18 protein-coding genes are annotated in these 16,934 nt (G+C 53.1%); 10 read left to right on the top strand and 8 right to left on the bottom strand.

What is annotated here, in order from left to right; genetic code table 11:
• Nucleotides 1-264: 264 nt before the first annotated feature.
• A complete protein-coding gene (locus AC1Q6I_RS12925; RefSeq protein WP_019821372.1) occupies nt 265-1,062 on the top strand; it encodes a sulfite exporter TauE/SafE family protein in 798 nt (265 codons plus the stop codon).
• A 280-nt stretch (nt 1,063-1,342) separates the two neighbouring features.
• Nucleotides 1,343-1,840, top strand: coding sequence for a tetratricopeptide repeat protein (locus AC1Q6I_RS12930; protein WP_019821370.1), 498 nt, complete (start codon nt 1,343-1,345; stop codon nt 1,838-1,840).
• 76 nt (nt 1,841-1,916) lie between these two features.
• Here the strand turns inward: AC1Q6I_RS12930 and znuA are convergent, their stop codons facing one another.
• A complete protein-coding gene (znuA, locus tag AC1Q6I_RS12935; RefSeq protein ID WP_019821367.1) occupies nt 1,917-2,906 on the bottom strand; it encodes a zinc ABC transporter substrate-binding protein ZnuA in 990 nt (329 codons plus the stop codon).
• A gap of 242 nt (nt 2,907-3,148) precedes the next feature.
• A complete protein-coding gene (locus AC1Q6I_RS12940) occupies nt 3,149-4,459 on the bottom strand; it encodes an MFS transporter (RefSeq protein ID WP_019821365.1) in 1,311 nt (436 codons plus the stop codon).
• Nucleotides 4,460-4,745: 286 nt separating this feature from the next.
• Here AC1Q6I_RS12940 and AC1Q6I_RS12945 point away from each other — a divergent pair, with 286 nt between their 5' ends.
• Entirely contained in the window at nt 4,746-4,877 is a 132-nt protein-coding gene (locus AC1Q6I_RS12945) for a YHYH domain-containing protein (protein WP_094030665.1), read from the top strand.
• A 48-nt stretch (nt 4,878-4,925) separates the two neighbouring features.
• Here the strand turns inward: AC1Q6I_RS12945 and AC1Q6I_RS12950 are convergent, their stop codons facing one another.
• From AC1Q6I_RS12950 to AC1Q6I_RS12960, 3 genes are all read right to left on the bottom strand, one after another.
• Nucleotides 4,926-5,378: a chromate resistance protein ChrB domain-containing protein gene (locus AC1Q6I_RS12950; RefSeq protein ID WP_019821364.1), complete on the bottom strand. Its 453-nt coding sequence runs from the start codon at nt 5,376-5,378 to the stop codon at nt 4,926-4,928.
• An 83-nt stretch (nt 5,379-5,461) separates the two neighbouring features.
• Nucleotides 5,462-6,820, bottom strand: a complete 1,359-nt coding sequence (chrA, locus tag AC1Q6I_RS12955; protein ID WP_019821362.1) for a chromate efflux transporter — start codon at nt 6,818-6,820, stop codon at nt 5,462-5,464.
• Entirely contained in the window at nt 6,813-7,757 is a 945-nt protein-coding gene (locus AC1Q6I_RS12960; protein ID WP_024078242.1) for a chromate resistance protein ChrB domain-containing protein, read from the bottom strand. The genes chrA and AC1Q6I_RS12960 overlap by 8 nt, the downstream gene beginning before the upstream one ends.
• Before the next feature lie 411 nt (nt 7,758-8,168).
• On the opposite strand from AC1Q6I_RS12960, the gene AC1Q6I_RS12965 reads away from it, so the two are divergent.
• Nucleotides 8,169-8,369 (top strand): heavy-metal-associated domain-containing protein, encoded by a 201-nt coding sequence (locus tag AC1Q6I_RS12965; protein ID WP_019821359.1) that lies wholly within the window; start codon nt 8,169-8,171, stop codon nt 8,367-8,369.
• A gap of 118 nt (nt 8,370-8,487) precedes the next feature.
• On the opposite strand, the gene flgB is transcribed toward AC1Q6I_RS12965, so the two are convergent.
• Nucleotides 8,488-8,901 (bottom strand): flagellar basal body rod protein FlgB, encoded by a 414-nt coding sequence (gene flgB / locus AC1Q6I_RS12970; RefSeq protein WP_019821357.1) that lies wholly within the window; start codon nt 8,899-8,901, stop codon nt 8,488-8,490.
• A gap of 384 nt (nt 8,902-9,285) precedes the next feature.
• Between flgB and AC1Q6I_RS12975 the strand changes: the two genes are divergently transcribed.
• From AC1Q6I_RS12975 to AC1Q6I_RS13000, 6 genes are all read left to right on the top strand, one after another.
• Nucleotides 9,286-9,492: a co-regulatory protein PtrA N-terminal domain-containing protein gene (locus tag AC1Q6I_RS12975; RefSeq protein WP_019821356.1), complete on the top strand. Its 207-nt coding sequence runs from the start codon at nt 9,286-9,288 to the stop codon at nt 9,490-9,492.
• Nucleotides 9,493-9,709: 217 nt separating this feature from the next.
• Entirely contained in the window at nt 9,710-11,686 is a 1,977-nt protein-coding gene (locus AC1Q6I_RS12980; RefSeq protein ID WP_024078243.1) for a copper resistance system multicopper oxidase, read from the top strand.
• A gap of 12 nt (nt 11,687-11,698) precedes the next feature.
• Nucleotides 11,699-11,947 (top strand): hypothetical protein, encoded by a 249-nt coding sequence (locus tag AC1Q6I_RS12985; RefSeq protein WP_154502361.1) that lies wholly within the window; start codon nt 11,699-11,701, stop codon nt 11,945-11,947.
• The gene (locus AC1Q6I_RS12990; RefSeq protein WP_019821351.1) at nt 11,919-12,893 is read left to right on the top strand and encodes a copper resistance protein B; all 975 of its coding nucleotides are present in this window, start codon (nt 11,919-11,921) and stop codon (nt 12,891-12,893) included. The genes AC1Q6I_RS12985 and AC1Q6I_RS12990 overlap by 29 nt, the downstream gene beginning before the upstream one ends.
• A gap of 9 nt (nt 12,894-12,902) precedes the next feature.
• A complete protein-coding gene (locus AC1Q6I_RS12995; protein WP_024078244.1) occupies nt 12,903-13,718 on the top strand; it encodes a c-type cytochrome in 816 nt (271 codons plus the stop codon).
• Entirely contained in the window at nt 13,708-14,175 is a 468-nt protein-coding gene (locus AC1Q6I_RS13000) for a DUF411 domain-containing protein (RefSeq protein ID WP_102623661.1), read from the top strand. Before AC1Q6I_RS12995 ends, AC1Q6I_RS13000 begins: the two co-directional genes overlap by 11 nt.
• Nucleotides 14,176-14,480: 305 nt before the next feature.
• On the opposite strand, the gene AC1Q6I_RS13005 is transcribed toward AC1Q6I_RS13000, so the two are convergent.
• Nucleotides 14,481-14,813 (bottom strand): DUF2790 domain-containing protein, encoded by a 333-nt coding sequence (locus AC1Q6I_RS13005; protein ID WP_032874284.1) that lies wholly within the window; start codon nt 14,811-14,813, stop codon nt 14,481-14,483.
• Between the two features lie 188 nt (nt 14,814-15,001).
• Nucleotides 15,002-16,633, bottom strand: a complete 1,632-nt coding sequence (locus AC1Q6I_RS13010) for a TnsD family Tn7-like transposition protein (protein ID WP_158080547.1) — start codon at nt 16,631-16,633, stop codon at nt 15,002-15,004.
• Nucleotides 16,634-16,934 lie beyond the last annotated feature (301 nt).

A 16,934-nucleotide genomic window follows, 5' to 3' on the forward strand; every position in this document is an offset into this window, starting at 1 on the left:
TTGATCATTTGGCGAGTTTAAAAGTTGCGCTAGGTGGTATGCCGGGGAAATACATGGCTACTTCAGACCATCCCTAACGCACAGGACTGCCAGCGGTTAGTCAGCGCACGCCATCAGCAAGCGTTGGCGAACTCTTTGTTTGATGGGCTACGGCAACACTTCAGCCGACGCCCTCCAGTGAACACTTATCTAGCTTGGCAGAAGGACCAGGAAAGATCCTAGTCTAGCTTTGTAGTTTCAGGGCGCTGAAAAGAAAAATGAGCAATGACCTCAAGTAGAGAAAAAAACAAACCAATAGTATTTGGTAGCGGCACTATTATCGGTGCCCTAGGTGGGCTGATTGGCTTGGGTGGCGCAGAGTTCAGGCTGCCACTACTCATCGGATTGTTTGGTTTCGGTGCGTTGGAGGCTGTCATTCTCAACAAGGCCATGAGCCTCGTGGTGGTAGCCACAGCTCTTCCATTTCGCGCATTCAGCGTTCCCTACTCTGCGGTCTTTGAACGGTGGGACATCATCGTCACGCTTCTGGCTGGAAGCCTTGCGGGTGCTTGGTTTGGAGCGGGATGGGCAACCAAGCTCAAGAGTAAAACCTTGTACCGCGTTTTGGCAGTGCTGCTCGTAGGCATCGCTGTTGCTTTGCTGTTCGGCCATGAGGCAAGCGCAACTGGGGTCGCCCTGCTTCAAGGCGAGACACTGGCTATAGTCGGGATCGTGGTTGGCTTCGGTATCGGAGTAGTTGCTGCATTGATGGGGGTTGCTGGCGGTGAGTTGTTAATACCCACAATCGTTCTACTATTCGGTGCTGACATCAAGCTCGCTGGCAGTCTTTCACTTGCTGTGAGCCTGCCCACAATGATTGTGGGTTTCACGCGATACAGCCGCGACCAGAGCTTTTCGATAATCCGCGCTCAACGGCCATTCATACTGGTCATGGCAGCGGGTTCCATCATAGGAACATTCATCGGCGGGCAATTACTAGGTCTGATCCCGACAACATATCTCCTCCCGTTGCTCGCCGCCATTCTCCTGATTTCCTCGGTAAAAGTATGGCGTCATAGTTGAACTTTGACTCGGCCGCTAAGGGAAAGGCACTCGCCCATGAACCGAATTTACTGGTCTGGCCAAAAACCTCAATTTAGTAGTACCTGAGCGCACGGCAACCTTGGGCCGCCCTTGTGGTTCGCACTTATGCGGCGGCAATTCTTCAATTTCACTCGCTCGCGGTAGAGGAGGCCACGCCAGCACATCCCTTAAGTAGGTATACGGATCATGGCTTAAAGGTGACGGGTGGATTCTTTGCTAGGATTATCGATAGTGCTCCAAGACAAAATCAGGATTCGCCATGCACGCCCGCCATGTACCAGTTTACCTTGTGCTGCTTGGTGTTCTGAACACGGTCTATGCAGGTTTCGATGAAGGTTTCTCGGCTTTTCAGCGAGGAGATTTCACCGCCGCTTTACGTGAATGGCGACCTTTAGCTGAACAGGGCAACGCTGCCGCACAATCCAACCTCGGAATGATGTACGTCCAGGGCAAAGGCGTGCCGCAGGACTTCAAGGAGGCCATCAAGTGGTATCGCCTCGCTGCCGAGCAGGGGGCAGCCCTCGCTCGATCCAACCTCGGAGTGCTATACGCCAATGGTTATGGGGTGCCGCAGAATCACGTGGTAGCTTATGCGCTCTTTAGCCTGGCGGCCGCGAGCGCTCCTGACAGCATTGCGTTAGAAGAGCGCGATAGGATTACCGCTTCAATGACGCCACAAGAGATTGAGGCCGCGCAGAAGCTGACGCAGGACATGTCTGGCAATCCCATCAAAGCCATAGATGCGTATCTTCACTGAAAAGGCGATGACCTATGGCCCGAAATATTGTGCCGATCATCATCCAGTTCGGCTCAATCGTATGCATAATTCCATTTCAAAGTTGATCAAGACACCCAGCAAGACCATCGCTGAGATTCATCAGCAATTGCTCGTAGTTGTTGGACAAGGGTTTTAGACCAAAGCCCAGCGCATCTAGTTCGGCAAAATGCACTGGCAGGCCATCGCTCAAGGTTTGCGCCAGACGTGGACGCATGGGTGGTTCGCTAAATATACAGGTAGGTCCAGCAGCCTTGAGGCGCTCTCGCATCTCTGCGACGTGGCGTGCACCAGGCGGGACCTCGGCGTTGATTGCGAAAACTCCAGTGTGCTGCAATCCGTAGGCCTCCTCAAAGTAGTCGAAAGCCTGGTGGAAGACGAAGAACGGTTTGCCTTCCAGCGGCTTGAGGCGCGCTTTTAGTTTGATATCGAGGGTTTTTAAGCGTTGCTCGAAGGCATCCAGATTTGCTTGGTAGCGAGCGGCATTGCCTGGATCGACAAGAGCCAGATCCGAAGCCATGTGTTTGGCGATCAACCGTGCATTCTCAGGTCTCAGCCAGAGGTGGGCATCCAGTGCACCGGGTCGATGAAGTTGGTCATGATTATCGACCTGCAATTCTGTTGCCTGCTCTTTTGCATCATGCCCCTCAGATTGATCTCCGACAGGCTCGTCGTCATGTCGATGCTCCTCGCCAAAATGCCTTAGGTGCAGCCCCTGCATGTCCTGCACAGCCACGCTCTTGCCCTTTCGGCCCTCAAGTACGGTAGGCAGAAAGCCCTCCAAGTCTGGCCCGATCCAGTAAACCAGGTCTGCTTCTTTTACCTGACGCAAGTCCGAAGGACGTAACGTGTAATGGTGAGGTGAAGCACCGGCTGGTAGTAACACATCAGGTGTCCCGACACCGTCCTGCACGGCCGCAGCAATGAGTTGCAGCGGTTTGATGCTGGTTAGAACACGGGGTTCGGCGAAGGCCGAGGCGGCCACCAACCAAGTCAGGGTCACGGCGGGCAAAAGGGAAGAGAGGCGAGGCAAGGCGGCATCACTCATTGATTTTTATAGTTACATAATAACATACCGATCAGCCGGCATGTTCAAGTCGATCCGTGAATTCTGGATTGAGCGATGGAGTGCATATCTGCCGTTGCTTTGCAGCACGCAGTACTCCCACGGCAGTGCTTCGAGGAACCGGCCTGCTCCAGGCTGACTTTCAGGGCGAGCTGGTCTCTTCAGATTTTGGCGGCCAATCATGCAGTTTGCCTGGAGCAGCCTTAAAGCAGGTGTTGACGCGGTTACCTATTCGGCCAGCGACGATGTTGATCATCAATGACATATGGATGTTCATGATCGGTGCCGCTGTGTCCGTCCAGGTGAGTATGGTCATCCGACAGATTCTCATGGCTGTGCCTGATACTCTCTTGATCATGGGCCGGACGCCAGATCACGATGCTGACCGCCAATGCGCTACCTGCCACGACAACGAGCCCAACAAACGAGGCCGTGAGGCTGATGTTGGCACCCAGCCATCCCGCCAATGGGTAGGTAATCAACCAGCAGGCATGGGATAGCGCAAATTGGGCGGCAAACAACGCCGGGCGATCTTCGGCATGTGCAGAGCGACGCAACAGTCGACCGCTCGGAGTCTGGGCCAAGGAGTAGCCCACCCCAAGCACCATCCACAGCGGCAGCAGAAAGTTGTAGGTGGTCAGGTTGATGCCAACCGCTAAGCCTGCGACCAATATGCCTCCGCCAAACAGCATGGCCGTTCGGTCTTTGATGTTTTTCAACAATCGAGGCAAGACCAGGGCAGCGACCATCGAGCCGCCACCAAACGCAGCCAGCGCTAATGCCGTAGAACTCTGAGGCAGAGCGAAGCGCGACTGCACCAGCACTACGGTGTTGACGATGACCATTGCACTAGCAGCCGCTACCGTCAGATTGAGAGCCAGCAGCCCCCGCAAGCGAGGAGTGGCCAGGAATATGCGCAGGCCACGAGTGGTTCGTTCGTAGATGCTGCGTCGTGGCGTCGGTTTCGCCTTTGGCAGGAGTACTGTGGCGACCAAGGCCGCTGAGGCAAGGAACCCGATGACGGTGCCGGCGAACAGGTTATGGAAGCTGATCACGGTCAGCAACGCGGCGGCGAGCATTGGGCTGGCGACACTTTCAAGATCGTAGGCGAGACGTGATAGCGACAAGGCGCGGGTGTAATCGTCCTCATCCGGCAGTATGTCTGGAATGGTCGCCTGGAACGTCGGAGTGAACGCTGCCGAGGCGGACTGAAGGACGAAAATCAGCACATAGATTTGCCAGACTTCGGTCACGAACGGCAACGCCAGTGCAACCACGGCACGTATCAAATCCAGCGAGACCAGCATCGCTCGACGGGGTAGGCGTTCTGCAAAAGCGGCGGCAATCGGCGCCACGCCGATGTAGGCCGTCATTTTAATCGCCAAGGCTGTACCGAGGACGGCGCCCGCTTGGGCGCCCGCAAGATCGAATGCCAGTAGCCCCAGCGCGACGGTGGCGAGTCCAGTCCCTACGAGCGCGATTACTTGGGCGAGAAAGAGATGACGGTAGGTGCGGTTGGCTAGGATTTTCAGCATGAGAAATCTCACATGGAGAGGCGTGTGACCACTAGATTGTCGAGCATTTCTCGAAGAAAGAGAGCAACGAGTTTCTCGTTTATAGATGTTCTTATATCCTCCCTAGGGGGATATCACAACATCCTAAACTAGAGGCGGGGACAGCTCAAGAAATAGGCACTCAGCCTTTCATCGAATGTCAGGGAAACAGCGAGGAAGTTGCTTGCTCGATGAAGGCAATTGGCCATACTCTGCAAGGCGTGAGAGGTCTCACGAGTATAAAAACATGAGCATGGAGCAAGCCCTGATGAAACTGTCTGCCCTTTTGATCGCCGCTTTACTTTCGATTTCGTCCGCTGCTGCCTTCGCGCATAGTGGTGGTACTGATTCAAAAGGTTGCCATCGCAACCATAAAACGAACGACTACCACTGCCACTAAACGGCAAAAGCCCAGCGCTAGGCTGGGCTTCAGTGCGAGCTGGTCTCTTTACATTTGAGGAGGCCAGTTGTGCGATTCACCTTGGCATTCCTTGCACCAGGCATAAAGCGCGTCGTACAGGATCAGTCCATGCGAAAGCATTTCATGATCATCGGAATATCGCTGCGACAGCCCCAGTGAGATGGCGTACAGCCCAGCCGATTGTGGCGTCAGATCCAGACGAGAGGTATCTGCTCCCCGCACGATCTTCGCGAGCTGCTGCAAGGCGGGCTCATTGAGCTGGTACTTCTTCACAAACGCGTCGAAGCTGCACAACTCACCCTCATGGGTAAGCTCTACGCCCGGAATGTCGTAGGGTGTCGCATCTTTCTCAGCTGCAATCCGCAGCACATCACCGCTGGGTACGTACAAGAACTCGGCCTGTGGATCGATAAAGCGAGTGATCAGCCAAGGACAAGCAACCCGATCGATCTTGGGTCGTTCACGGGTAATCCACCTCATGGAACACCTCCTGCCTAGCTCAATAGGCTGGGTGGTCAGGCGAGCCCAATGCCCGCCAAAGATTGCTAATCAATTCATGCTTTCTAGCGCAGCAAATGCACAGCCAACCCGACGAGCGCGCAGGCCATCAGTACCTGAATGACGCCTCGCTTGAAGCGGAACAAGGCAATCGCCGCAGCAATCGCGATCAACGCGGAGGGCCAGTCCAGGTTACCGCTGAAGCCTTTCGGCCAAAGTACGTGATAGCCGAAGAAACACGCCAGATTGAGGATAACTCCCACCACCGCCGCCGTAATGGCGGTAAGGGGTGCCGTGAACTTGAGTTCGTTGTGGGTCGACTCCACCAGCGGGCCACCCGCGAGGATGAACAGGAACGATGGTAGAAAGGTGAACCAGGTCACTAGGGCGGCGGCCACAGCTCCCGCCAGAAATACTTGATCGGCACCGAATACTTGCAAGACATAGGCCCCGACAAAGCCGACGAAAGCCACCACCATGATCAGCGGCCCTGGCGTGGTTTCCCCCAGAGCCAGCCCGTCGATCATCTGCGTCGGGGTTAGCCAGCCATAGTGACCGACCGCGCCTTGGTAGACGTATGGGAGCACTGCGTAGGCTCCGCCAAAGGTCAGTAATGCCGCCTTGGTAAAGAACCAGCTCATCTGGGTCAAGGTTCCTTCCCAACCAAAGAGGGCGGTCAAAATCCCCATCGGCAAAGCCCATAGCACGGCGCCGATCAGTGCGAGCGATGCCAATTTCAACCAGCTGAACCGGGCATGTTCCGGGGACGGAGTGTCGTCATCGATCAAGGCTGGGCCGAAGGACTTTTTGGCGGCGCTATGCCCCCCAGCTCTGAACTTCTCGGGAGCCAGGCGACCTCCGACATAGCCGATTAACGCGGCCCCCAAGACGATCAGCGGGAACGGAACATTGAATGCAAAGATCGCGGTAAATGAAGCCGCCGCTATTGCCCACAGCCAATTGTTCTTCAATGCCCGAGAGCCGATTCTATGTGCCGCCTGCACCACGATGGCCGTTACGGCGGGTTTGATCCCATAGAAAAGTCCGGCCACCGCGGGGACATCGCCAAAGGCGATATACATCCACGAAAGAGCGATCAGGATGAAAAGTGAGGGCAGTACAAACAAAGCACCCGCAATAACTCCGCCCCAGGTTCGATGCATTAGCCAGCCAATGTAGGTTGCTAACTGCTGAGCTTCAGGCCCAGGCAACAACATGCAGTAATTGAGGGCATGCAGGAATCTGCGCTCGGAAATCCAGCGTCGCCGTTCCACCAGCTCCTGGTGCATGATCGAGATCTGTCCGGCTGGCCCGCCGAAACTGATGAAGCCGAGCTTCAGCCAGAACCAGAACGCCTCACGCAGACTAATCGGTTCAGGCCTCGACATATCCTCTTCAACCTCTGGTGCCAAAACCTTACTCATTGGGTTGCTCCTCTTTCACGAACCCGGCGAGCAGGCCATCGAAGATGGCACTTGCAGCTGCCAGCAGATGGTCGTCATGGGTAATGGTTTCACGTAGCCCTGCCAGCACCCGTTCGATACCGGCAGCCTCCACCGGCTGGATACCTCCGATATCGAGGTAGTGCACCAATGCGGCGATACGGTTTAGGCCGGGCTCTTGAAGCTCAAAACTGGCTTGTAGGGTTTCGAAGGTGACGCGGTTACCAACATGGCTGAAGGTTGCGTCATCGAAATCAAAACCCAGGGCACCGACTGGACAGTCCTGTGGCGTGTTCAGCCAGAGGATCTGAGCTTGCGCGTCAATGAAGCGACGAATGAGCCAGGCACACGCCAGTCGGTCGACCCAGGGACGCTTGCGTGTTGCCCAGACGCGTCCCTGATAATCATCAACATAGAGTGTCGTTATTGTTTGGTTGCTGCTGTGTGGCTCATCCGGAGACAGGGCCCTGCTAACCGCTGTCTCTAGCTCCTGCAAAGCCAAATTAATTTGCTGCTTCGGCTTACCTGGAAAGTAATCGATGTTGACCAGTTGTTCGTAGGCTTTGCGCAGCTTGCGAATCTGCTTGGTGGTGGCCAGTGCGTTCTCAGCATTGAGCTGTGCACGGCATGCTTCGATCTCAGTGCGTAGCTTGGTGTAGTCCTCGCTACGGTCGAACAGCTCGACAAAGCGCTCACCGTGAGAATCGACGACGGGCAAGACGTAAGCGGTGCCGTTGATGGCCAGGATGTCGCGTTCGACAGACGCTAACGCTTCACGACAGACACCGGTATCAGGCAGCAGGTAAGCACCATCGCGCAAAACTGCCGCACCTGAAGCTTTCAAAGCGCGCCAAGCCCGCATGCGTTCGGTGGCATTAGCGGTGGGTAAGCCAAGAATCAGAGTCAGCCAATTTTTCATGTAGAGATAGCTATTTAATATGTAGTCAGTATTACATTACTCCTAATCTTGGCGTTTGGAAAGCCGCCCTATAGAGCTAGGGTTTTGGCGAGACCAACTGGAGAAGGGGTTGCGAAGGCAGGGTTAATAGGTGCTGTGCGTGTTGGCCTGTCAGTCAGGCTTTCAAGCTTCAGACGTTCGTGATGAGCGTCCGGTTTTGGCCGTTCTCTGCCGGTCATGGCCAAGAAGCGTACTGGTCGAATCCGATGCAAATGGCTGGTTAGGTCAAATGCAAAAGGGTGGTCCAGACTGTGCAATTACCCATGAATGACGCTCACAACCCGAAACAGATAACTATTGACCTTGCCATCGTGTCAACGTTGATGCTGTCGGTGCGGTGAAAAGAGACCGCTCAGCACGAGAGGAATAACCATGTTCGTCTTAGATGTATCAGGCATTGGTTGCGGCAGTTGCGTCAGCAAAATTACCAAAGCGATTCAGTCACTGGACAACGAAGCTACGGTTTCCGTGGATCGGTCAGCCGGTAAGGTGAGTGTTGAAAGCAGCGAAAGCCCAGAGCAGATTCGTAAAGCTGTCGAGGCGTTAGGTTTTCCTTCTCAGATCAGCGCTTGAATGCTGACACCTGCCCCTAGTCAGAGCCCCGTATGCAGGGGGCTCCCCTTGGTGAACCCTCAGGGAGTACCGAAGCAGCCGCGTCGGCCACAATTACCGCTCGCAAGCCCTTGCGCTACTAATCACCTCGCAGAGCTTTGAGCAAACCTTTGAATGCTCCATTCAACCGAGTAAAAGCGGCGTCGAAACGTATTCCATTTTCTGTGTATTTTGCGACCTCGACCTGCTGATCGACAGTATTTTGATCAATGGCAGGTTGAGCTGGTGTGCTGTAAAGCAACGCACCTCCGTAAATATCACCTGCTGATTCTTTTTCGGTAACGTGTTTTACATTTGTTGTTTTCAAATAAAACGGAGTAGCAGGAGTTTCTGTTGTCTGGCTTGCAAGCACAGTAGAAAAATCTAAGTCTCGGGCCTTGAAGTTCGGCGTATCAGCGTTTGCGATATTGTTACTCAGGATCTCAGCTCTTTGACTACGATAAATTAACGCTCTTTCTGCGAAGCCAAGCGCTTTCTCAAAATTAATACTCACGCTAAATCACCCTCAGTAGCGCTACTATTTCCCATGAACATCGAACACTTAAGTGTTGACGCGGTGCATCCAGGTTCAGATATGCAGTTCCAGTAAAGAAACTAAAAAAACATCTTCCCCTTGAAAGTTAACGGAAACTTACAAAGTCACGCACCTCAAACTGATACTCAGTAAATAGCGGTGTGACGCTGGAAGATCGAGACCTTACGGATTAAATAGCGTGTTCCTCAAGAGAAATATCGCAACCTGACACAACTGTAATATTCACCTAAGGTTCCTGACAGGGGATGAGTCTTATAGTCCTATTGAGCCTTAAGCTCACCCCTAAGAATCATCACTTGATGTGGATTCGGGGGTTACCAATACTCATCCGAGGAAATTCAAATGAACCCCATCAAAACTTTGTTCGTCATCGCAGCCCTGACCGTCTCTTCTTTGGCAATGGCTGAAGGCGGTGGTGACCGGGCGTTCGCACGTATGGAAGCGGCTAGGAATAATTCAATGGAATCGTATCAAGTAGCCCAAAAGCAAAGCACCCAACCTCCCATCGCAGAAAGCCAAGCCAAATCGACGGACCACAAGAATTGCTGAATAGCTTGCTGCGCTCCCAAGCTGACAGAAATGTAATCACTGTGGTGGTTCAAATGTGGCAATTTCTGAGCTCGCTTGCCGTAAGAACTCGTTTTTAGTGACGGCGAGCGAGCTCATTCGGGCTCATTACACCCCCCGAGAGAGTGCCTTCACCTGTTTGAGCAACTCATTGGTTGTTTCGCACGGCTTCCCTTTTGACTGATCGGACATAAACGGCATGCATTCCAAAACCTCTAGGCGGACATTCGTTAAAGGCCTGGCCGCTGGTGGCATTCTCGGCGGCCTGGGTCTGTGGCGCACTCCTGTATGGGCAGTGACCAGTCCTGGTCTGCCGAGCGTTCTCACCGGTAACGAATTTGATCTGTTTATTGGTGAAACCCCTGTAAACATAACTGGCTCGCCGCGCACAGCCATGACCATCAATGGTTCGTTGCCCGGACCTTTGCTGCGCTGGCGCGAAGGCGAGACGGTCACACTGCGTGTGAAAAATCGCCTAGACCAAGACACCTCCATTCATTGGCACGGGATCATTCTGCCCGCCAATATGGACGGTGTACCGGGTTTGAGTTTCCATGGCATCGCGCCCGATGGCATGTACGAGTACAAATTCAAGGTGCATCAGAACGGTACGTACTGGTACCACAGCCACTCTGGTTTGCAGGAGCAGGCAGGCGTTTACGGTCCAATCGTCATCGACTCGAAAGAGCCTGAACCTTTTCAATACAACCGCGATTATGTGGTGATGTTGACTGACTGGACCGATGAAGATCCTAGTCGCGTCATGGCCAAGCTCAAGAAGCAATCGGACTACTACAATCACCACAAACGTACCGTGGGCGACTTTATCGACGACGTCAGCAAGCAAGGTTGGTCTGCTGCCGTGGCCGACCGGAAGATGTGGGCTGAAATGAAAATGAACCCCACTGATCTCGCAGACGTCAGTGGGGATACTTACACCTATCTCATGAATGGCCAGGCGCCTAACGGTAACTGGACCGGTATTTTCAAGCCGGGCGAGAAGCTGCGCCTGCGCTTTATCAACGGCTCAGCTATGAGCTATTTCGACGTCCGCATCCCTGGTTTGAAAATGACCGTTGTGGCGGCTGACGGCCAACATGTCGAACCAGTCAGCGTCGATGAATTCCGCATCGCCGTGGCAGAAACGTATGACGTGATCGTAGAACCTGCCAGCGAAGAAGCTTACACAATCTTCGCCCAGTCCATGGATAGAACCGGTTATGCACGTGGAACCTTGGCAGTTCGCGAAGGATTAAAGGCACAGGTACCTGCGATCGATCCTCGGCCGCTTTTGACCATGGATGACATGGGTATGGGCGGTATGGCGGGCATGGACCATGGCAGCATGGCTGGTATGGGCGGCGGCGATATGAAACAAGGTGACATGTCAGGCATGGCGGGCATGGACCACAGCAAAATGGCGGGAATGGACCAAAGTGACATGACCGGGATGACCGGCATGGACAGCGGTGACATGACTAACATGGCCGGTATGGACCACAGCAAGATGGCGGGAATGGACAAAGGCGACATGTCCAACATGGCCGGCATGGACCACAGCAAGATGGCGGGAATGGACAAAGGCGACATGTCCAACATGGCTGGCATGGACCACAGCAAGATGGCAGGGATGGGCGGTATGGGTGGCGAAATGCAAACTCACCCAGCGTCCGAAACCAACAACCCGTTGGTTGACATGCAAGCCATGAACCCAACGCCCAAGCTAAACGATCCAGGCATCGGGTTACGAAACAATGGTCGTCGAGTGCTCACCTACTCAGACCTGAAAAGCACCTTCCAAGACCCTGACGGTCGCGAGCCCAATCGCACCATTGAGCTTCATCTGACCGGTCACATGGAGAAGTTTTCGTGGTCCTTCAACGGCATCAAATTCTCTGACGCCGAGCCGCTTCGTCTGAAGTATGGGGAGCGTCTGCGTATCACCCTGGTGAACGACACCATGATGACCCACCCCATCCACCTTCACGGCATGTGGAGCGACCTTGAAGATGAGAACGGCAAGTTCATGGTGCGCAAGCACACAATCGACATGCCACCAGGTACCAAGCGCAGCTATCGAGTCACCGCCGATGCCTTAGGTCGCTGGGCCTATCACTGCCACCTGCTTTTCCATATGGAAATGGGCATGTTCCGTGAAGTACGGGTTGATGAGTAAAGGAGACGATCTGTGAGCACATACCTAAATCGTAAATCGCTGGTCGGTTGCCTCTTTGCCGTCGGCTTGATGGGTGGACTCTCGTCCGTGGCGCTGGCAGTCGAAGATAGTAGTGTTCATTCACCTGCTACTCCTGCGGAAGCAACGAGCAAGCCTCCAACTGCGACAAACGAGTCAAAGCCCGATCACGGGTCAATGGATCACAGCAAGATGAGCCATGAGTCGATGGATCATGACCAAAAAACCAAAAAGGCAGATTGAGATCATGACCAGTAAGTTTTTACGCCCAACGTTGATAGCACTGGCAGTCTCTACCAGTCCTGCTTTCTTTGTCGTGGTTCACGCCGCTGAAGAGATGGATCACTCCAAGATGGACCACGGCTCAATCGGAGCTATGGACCATAGCAAGATGGGGGCTATGGATCACAGCAAGATGAGTATGGATGACGGGCAAATGGACGGAATGGAAAGTATGGATGGAGGGGCGACTACCACCAGTCGAACCCCAGTCCCCGTACTTACCGACGCTGACCGTGCAGCCGCCTTTCCAGATGTCGCTGGTCATGGTGTCCACGACAAAAAACTAAATTCCTTCATGCTGCTGGATAAATTTGAGTACCAGGATGCTGACAACGGTAGTGCATTGGCCTGGGATGCAAAAGGATGGATCGGCGGTGACGTTGACCGACTGTGGTTGCGCTCGGAAGGCGAACGTACCAATGGCGTAACGGAAAACGCTGAACTCTCAGCACTTTGGGGGCACTCCATCGGTCCATGGTGGGATGTCGTCACCGGCGTACGACAAGACTTCAAACCCGGGTCACCACAAACTTGGGGAGCGCTCGGTATTCAGGGCATGGCCCTCTATAACTTTGAAGCCGAAGCGACCGCCTACATCGGTGAGAACGGTCAAACCGCTGCTCGATTGGAAGGCGACTACGACATTCTGCTGACCAATCGCCTGATCTTGCAGCCGACGGCCGAAGCCAATTTTTACGGAAAAAATGATCCCCAGCGCGGCATTGGGTCTGGATTGGCAAACACCGAAGTAGGGCTCCGATTGCGTTATGAGATTGTTCGCCAATTTGCCCCTTACATTGGTGTTAGCTGGAGCCGCTCCTACGGCAATACGGCAGATCTGGCCAGCGATGAAGGAGAGGATGCCAACGAGGCCCGGTTTGTCGCCGGTATTCGGATGTGGTTTTGAGGGCCTGACATGAAAAGAACATTGAAAACATTGACTGCTGCCGGGGTGGTTGCCGCAATAACAGGTGCCGGCGTGGTTTATTTTGGTGTGATCAATGTTGGGGCGGATGAACCACATTCCGATCCCGTTTACGCGCTACTTTCCACCGCTCGGGATCGCTCGATCGAAGTGCGCTCACGCGACATTAAAGTCCCCGACCTGAGCGAAGAAGCTCTCATCCGCGCAGGTGCTGGCAACTACAACTCTATGTGCATCGGTTGCCATCTGGCTCCGGGTATTGCAGGAACCGAGTTAAGTAATAGCCTTTACCCTGCACCTCCGAATCTTTCAAAACTGGGCGTTGATGGAAACCCTGCCGCAGCTTTCTGGATCATCAAGCATGGAATCAAATCCACAGGCATGCCCGCTTGGGGTAAAAGCATGGCCGATCCCTACATATGGGGAATGGTCGCTTTTCTCCAGCAACTGCCTTCATTGGATGCAGAGCAATACAAAGCTCTAGCAACCAGCAGCGGTGGTCATCAACACGGTGGCGGTGAGAGCAAAATGCATAACCATGAAGGCCAGCATGAGGGCCAAAAAGGCGTTGTCGCGGGGCATCATGACGCGAGTGCAGCCGAAGAGATAGCCGAAGCAGGCGACCATCATGGCGAGAGAAACAGCGCTCATGCCCATGAGGCGGCCGCAGCGCCTTCTCAGGATGAAAGTACCGAACACGCCCATCCTCAGGTTGTGGAGGCTTCACATGACGCCCCTGAAACTCCGGCCACTCAGCCAAAAACTCATACCCACGCTGATGGGAAGGAACATACCCATGCGAAATAACTTTCTTCGTCCCGGTCGGGCACTTCGCCTCGCTGCATTTGCGGCTCTGTTTATCAGTTCAGCTGGTCATGCAGCAAAGTCGCTGACGATCGACGTCCATCGTGACGCTAACTGTGGATGCTGCAAGAAGTGGATCCAGCACCTTGAAGCTAACGGCTTCACCGTCGTTGATCATGTAGAAACCAACATGAGCGCGGTCAAGCAGGATCTCGGTGTTGCTCCACGACTCTCGTCCTGCCACACAGCAATGATCAATGGAAAGTTTGTTGAAGGTCACGTGCCCGCCGAGCAAATCATTGCGATGAGCAAACGTGACGACCTTCTCGGGATCGCCGTTCCTGGCATGCCGGCCGGCTCCCCAGGAATGGAAGTGGACGGGAAACATGACGCTTATAAGGTAATCGGCTTGTCCAAAGCAGGCACAGACCACGTCATTGCTGAATACCCCGGAAACTGATCTTCTAATCTTGTTCCTGCATGGTCAGGGTCATGGCAGTGCAGAGGACATAGCTCATTTTGAACGTAAAAAAGGCGCCACTAGGGCGCCTAAACCGCCTCCCAAACCAAAGGAGAAACAAGGAGGCGGGATGTATCTGGTGGTTGAGCAATACTTCACTGCGCGTTAGAAACCTTTCAACTGACAGAGATGATTTCATAAAATGGATAACTTCAGCCTGTCCTGAAAATTACTTCTACGTCAGCGGGCAGTAAGCTTGTTCGGACAAACGGAAAATTATGTTGCGCTTAAATAATTTGCATGGTCTAGCTTCCATGTGGGCAGTTGTCGGCCATAACCTTATATTCCACGGTGTTAAGCTTGCCGGTAGAGTCTTCGTAGGTCATGCGCGAAGGAGCAATACCACAGGTTTTATTGGCTTGTGTGACACTGACGACCTTCTGGATATCGAGGTTCATACCATATTCATAATGAACAATTTCAGGAGGTGTCTTACCATTTCTTGAGGCGTATTGTTCCATTGCCTGTTGGTTCTCTTGCATCATTCGACCATAAACGCGGTCACCGCCTCCCTCAGCCATGGCCAAAGCAGATAAGGTCAAAATAGTAGCGGCAAAAAATCCTTTCATTGCTGTCATTGCTTTCATAATTATCTCCAGAGCTCAATTATTTCTGAGTTAAAGAGTAACAAGTGAAAGCTTTCAGAAAGCTGCCGCGAATGTTACTAATGTGAAAGGTGGACCCTGCTCCGCGTCTACGCTTAGGAGCCAGATGGGATTTTTATTATCACCTGAGGTTGGCAGACGCTGACGGAATACAGATGCCCTCAAAAGCTTATTGGAACCGGTGGTCCCTCCCAATTCCTCGATACGCCGGTAGATCTGAGCAAGGCCTCCGCGTCGACTCCGGTTCTTGCCAAGCTTTCCAGATCCCACTCGAAGAAACTGGAAAAAACCAGGAAAACCTTGCTTGCTACCGCTGAGGTCAATCTTACCGTCGAGTAATTCACCGGGAGCTTCATCCTGATGAGTTCAGAGACAGTCCACACCAAAGTTCTTAGACGGAAATGCCATACTGACTCTTGATGAATCTTGATCTGTTGATAAGTAAGGGGAAACTTCTGCTTGCGCAGATCCAGTTCATGAGGTAACGAACTTGGGAGCAGCGATTGCAAATTCCGAATGTTCACTCTCTTCGGATCTTTCGTAACTTTGTATAGCTCATCTACGCCCGCTTCGATAAGGGCTGCATACGCGCCGTCTCTAGAGTCGACAGACTTCTCGGCCGTAACTGCAACTTTTTTAGGTGCACGGAGTTTTGCCATTAACCATGCGTTATCATTTTCTAGAATCCATTGCGTAGGTTTGTACGCTTTCTTCCAGAGGTACTCGACATCGGCGTCGGCACGTAGCGCTAAAAGCAACTCAATTTTTTGGCGATATCTAGTTTTTTGGTTAGGATGCGATTCTTCGCCTTTGGGAACTCGCGGAGAAATAGAGGCACTCAGCAGGATAGACTCATTCTTCAGAGCCTCTTCAAAGTCATCTGCACTGGAAAACAAATGAAGAGCAATGATCAAATGCCGCGCGAGCGGCATATTTAGCTGACCTTTGTCTGATTTGAGCCGGATCCATTGCTCATGCTTCCCGGTGTTATAGGCTGGATCAATCTGCGACAAAAGCTCATCGCCGTAAGCGCTTTGGATGCTGTCGAATAGTTTTGCGATACCCGCATTTTTTCCGAAAATGAATCCGCGTTTCTTGCATTGGCGGACGTAGCACGAACTTAATACCGTACTGCCTATCGGAGGAATATTGCGTTGCAAGATATCGTGTGCGAACAGGGCGACTTTCTGTTCCAGATTTGAGCCCTTGTGAGTCGCTGCGCTGTTTAAGGGGCTCCAGCCGCACGCGCATGGCTCAGTCAGATTGGGAAGTAGCTTCAATTTTCGGTAGAACGGGCGAGAGCACTCGGGGCAGGCATGGATCAATGCGTCGCCATGACGCCAACAGACGGCAACACCGGGTATCTGGTGAGATCGATGCCAGTAGGCAGAACCCCGATCAATCAAATCCTCCTGAACGCAGGTAGGACAAAGCTTAGCCTTGCCATGGGTGGACTCTTCTCTGCGGGGCACCCGTACCACCCCGTCATAACCGAGCGGTCCTACGTTGTTCTCCGGACCCTGCTTAACCCCAAGAAAAGGTCGGTAAGCAGGAAAAGTCGTGTTGCTACTGATCAGCTCTGCGAGATTGCTCTCCGATTGCCCCGGCAGCCTGTGGGCGAGCCTCTCGATCTGCTTGGGTACGATGCCACCAATGCAAAAGGGTTTCGATGCGAACAAATCGCGGTAGGTTTCTGTCGCGGTTCTATTGCCTGACAGATAGTGATAGCGGGTGACACGAGAGTGCAGCATTTCATCCGGCATCGATACGGGGAAAAATAATAGATCAGACATCATTTACCGATTAAAGGTAGGGCTCGAAGAGAACGTGCATCCGAGGGCAGTATATATGCAACCCGTAAAATTCTGTATCCGGCCTGGATTTGGAAATGACACAGCCGCTCAACTTTGAATCGTAGTGAATTCATTTAAACCCTGCCGCGACCGTACTCCTTGAATACAACACACGTATCGATAACCCGCGTAGGTCAGCCCATGGCGATTGCTCGCAGGTTAGTACATTTTACTTGCTGATCGTGATCATGCGTATTCCGGACCTATTCTGGAAGGTGCAAATTTTCATTAACAGAAAAAC

The sequence above is a fragment of the Pseudomonas sp. MPR-R2A5 genome (genome assembly GCF_058793055.1).

Bases quoted from the DNA above. Each gene is read 5' to 3' on its own strand.
- chrA (WP_019821362.1), bottom strand. From the start codon at position 6,820: ATGAGTAAGGTTTTGGCACCAGAGGTTGAAGAGGATATGTCGAGGCCT.
- AC1Q6I_RS12930 (WP_019821370.1), top strand. From the start codon at position 1,343: ATGCACGCCCGCCATGTACCAGTTTACCTTGTGCTGCTTGGTGTTCTG.
- AC1Q6I_RS12950 (WP_019821364.1), bottom strand. From the start codon at position 5,378: ATGAGGTGGATTACCCGTGAACGACCCAAGATCGATCGGGTTGCTTGT.
- znuA (WP_019821367.1), bottom strand. From the start codon at position 2,906: ATGAGTGATGCCGCCTTGCCTCGCCTCTCTTCCCTTTTGCCCGCCGTG.
- AC1Q6I_RS12925 (WP_019821372.1), top strand. From the start codon at position 265: ATGACCTCAAGTAGAGAAAAAAACAAACCAATAGTATTTGGTAGCGGC.
- AC1Q6I_RS12980 (WP_024078243.1), top strand. From the start codon at position 9,710: ATGCATTCCAAAACCTCTAGGCGGACATTCGTTAAAGGCCTGGCCGCT.
- AC1Q6I_RS12965 (WP_019821359.1), top strand. From the start codon at position 8,169: ATGTTCGTCTTAGATGTATCAGGCATTGGTTGCGGCAGTTGCGTCAGC.
- AC1Q6I_RS12990 (WP_019821351.1), top strand. From the start codon at position 11,919: ATGACCAAAAAACCAAAAAGGCAGATTGAGATCATGACCAGTAAGTTT.
- AC1Q6I_RS12995 (WP_024078244.1), top strand. From the start codon at position 12,903: ATGAAAAGAACATTGAAAACATTGACTGCTGCCGGGGTGGTTGCCGCA.
- AC1Q6I_RS12945 (WP_094030665.1), top strand. From the start codon at position 4,746: ATGAAACTGTCTGCCCTTTTGATCGCCGCTTTACTTTCGATTTCGTCC.
- AC1Q6I_RS13005 (WP_032874284.1), bottom strand. From the start codon at position 14,813: ATGACAGCAATGAAAGGATTTTTTGCCGCTACTATTTTGACCTTATCT.
- AC1Q6I_RS12940 (WP_019821365.1), bottom strand. From the start codon at position 4,459: ATGCTGAAAATCCTAGCCAACCGCACCTACCGTCATCTCTTTCTCGCC.
- AC1Q6I_RS12975 (WP_019821356.1), top strand. From the start codon at position 9,286: ATGAACCCCATCAAAACTTTGTTCGTCATCGCAGCCCTGACCGTCTCT.
- AC1Q6I_RS13000 (WP_102623661.1), top strand. From the start codon at position 13,708: ATGCGAAATAACTTTCTTCGTCCCGGTCGGGCACTTCGCCTCGCTGCA.
- AC1Q6I_RS12960 (WP_024078242.1), bottom strand. From the start codon at position 7,757: ATGAAAAATTGGCTGACTCTGATTCTTGGCTTACCCACCGCTAATGCC.
- AC1Q6I_RS13010 (WP_158080547.1), bottom strand. From the start codon at position 16,633: ATGTCTGATCTATTATTTTTCCCCGTATCGATGCCGGATGAAATGCTG.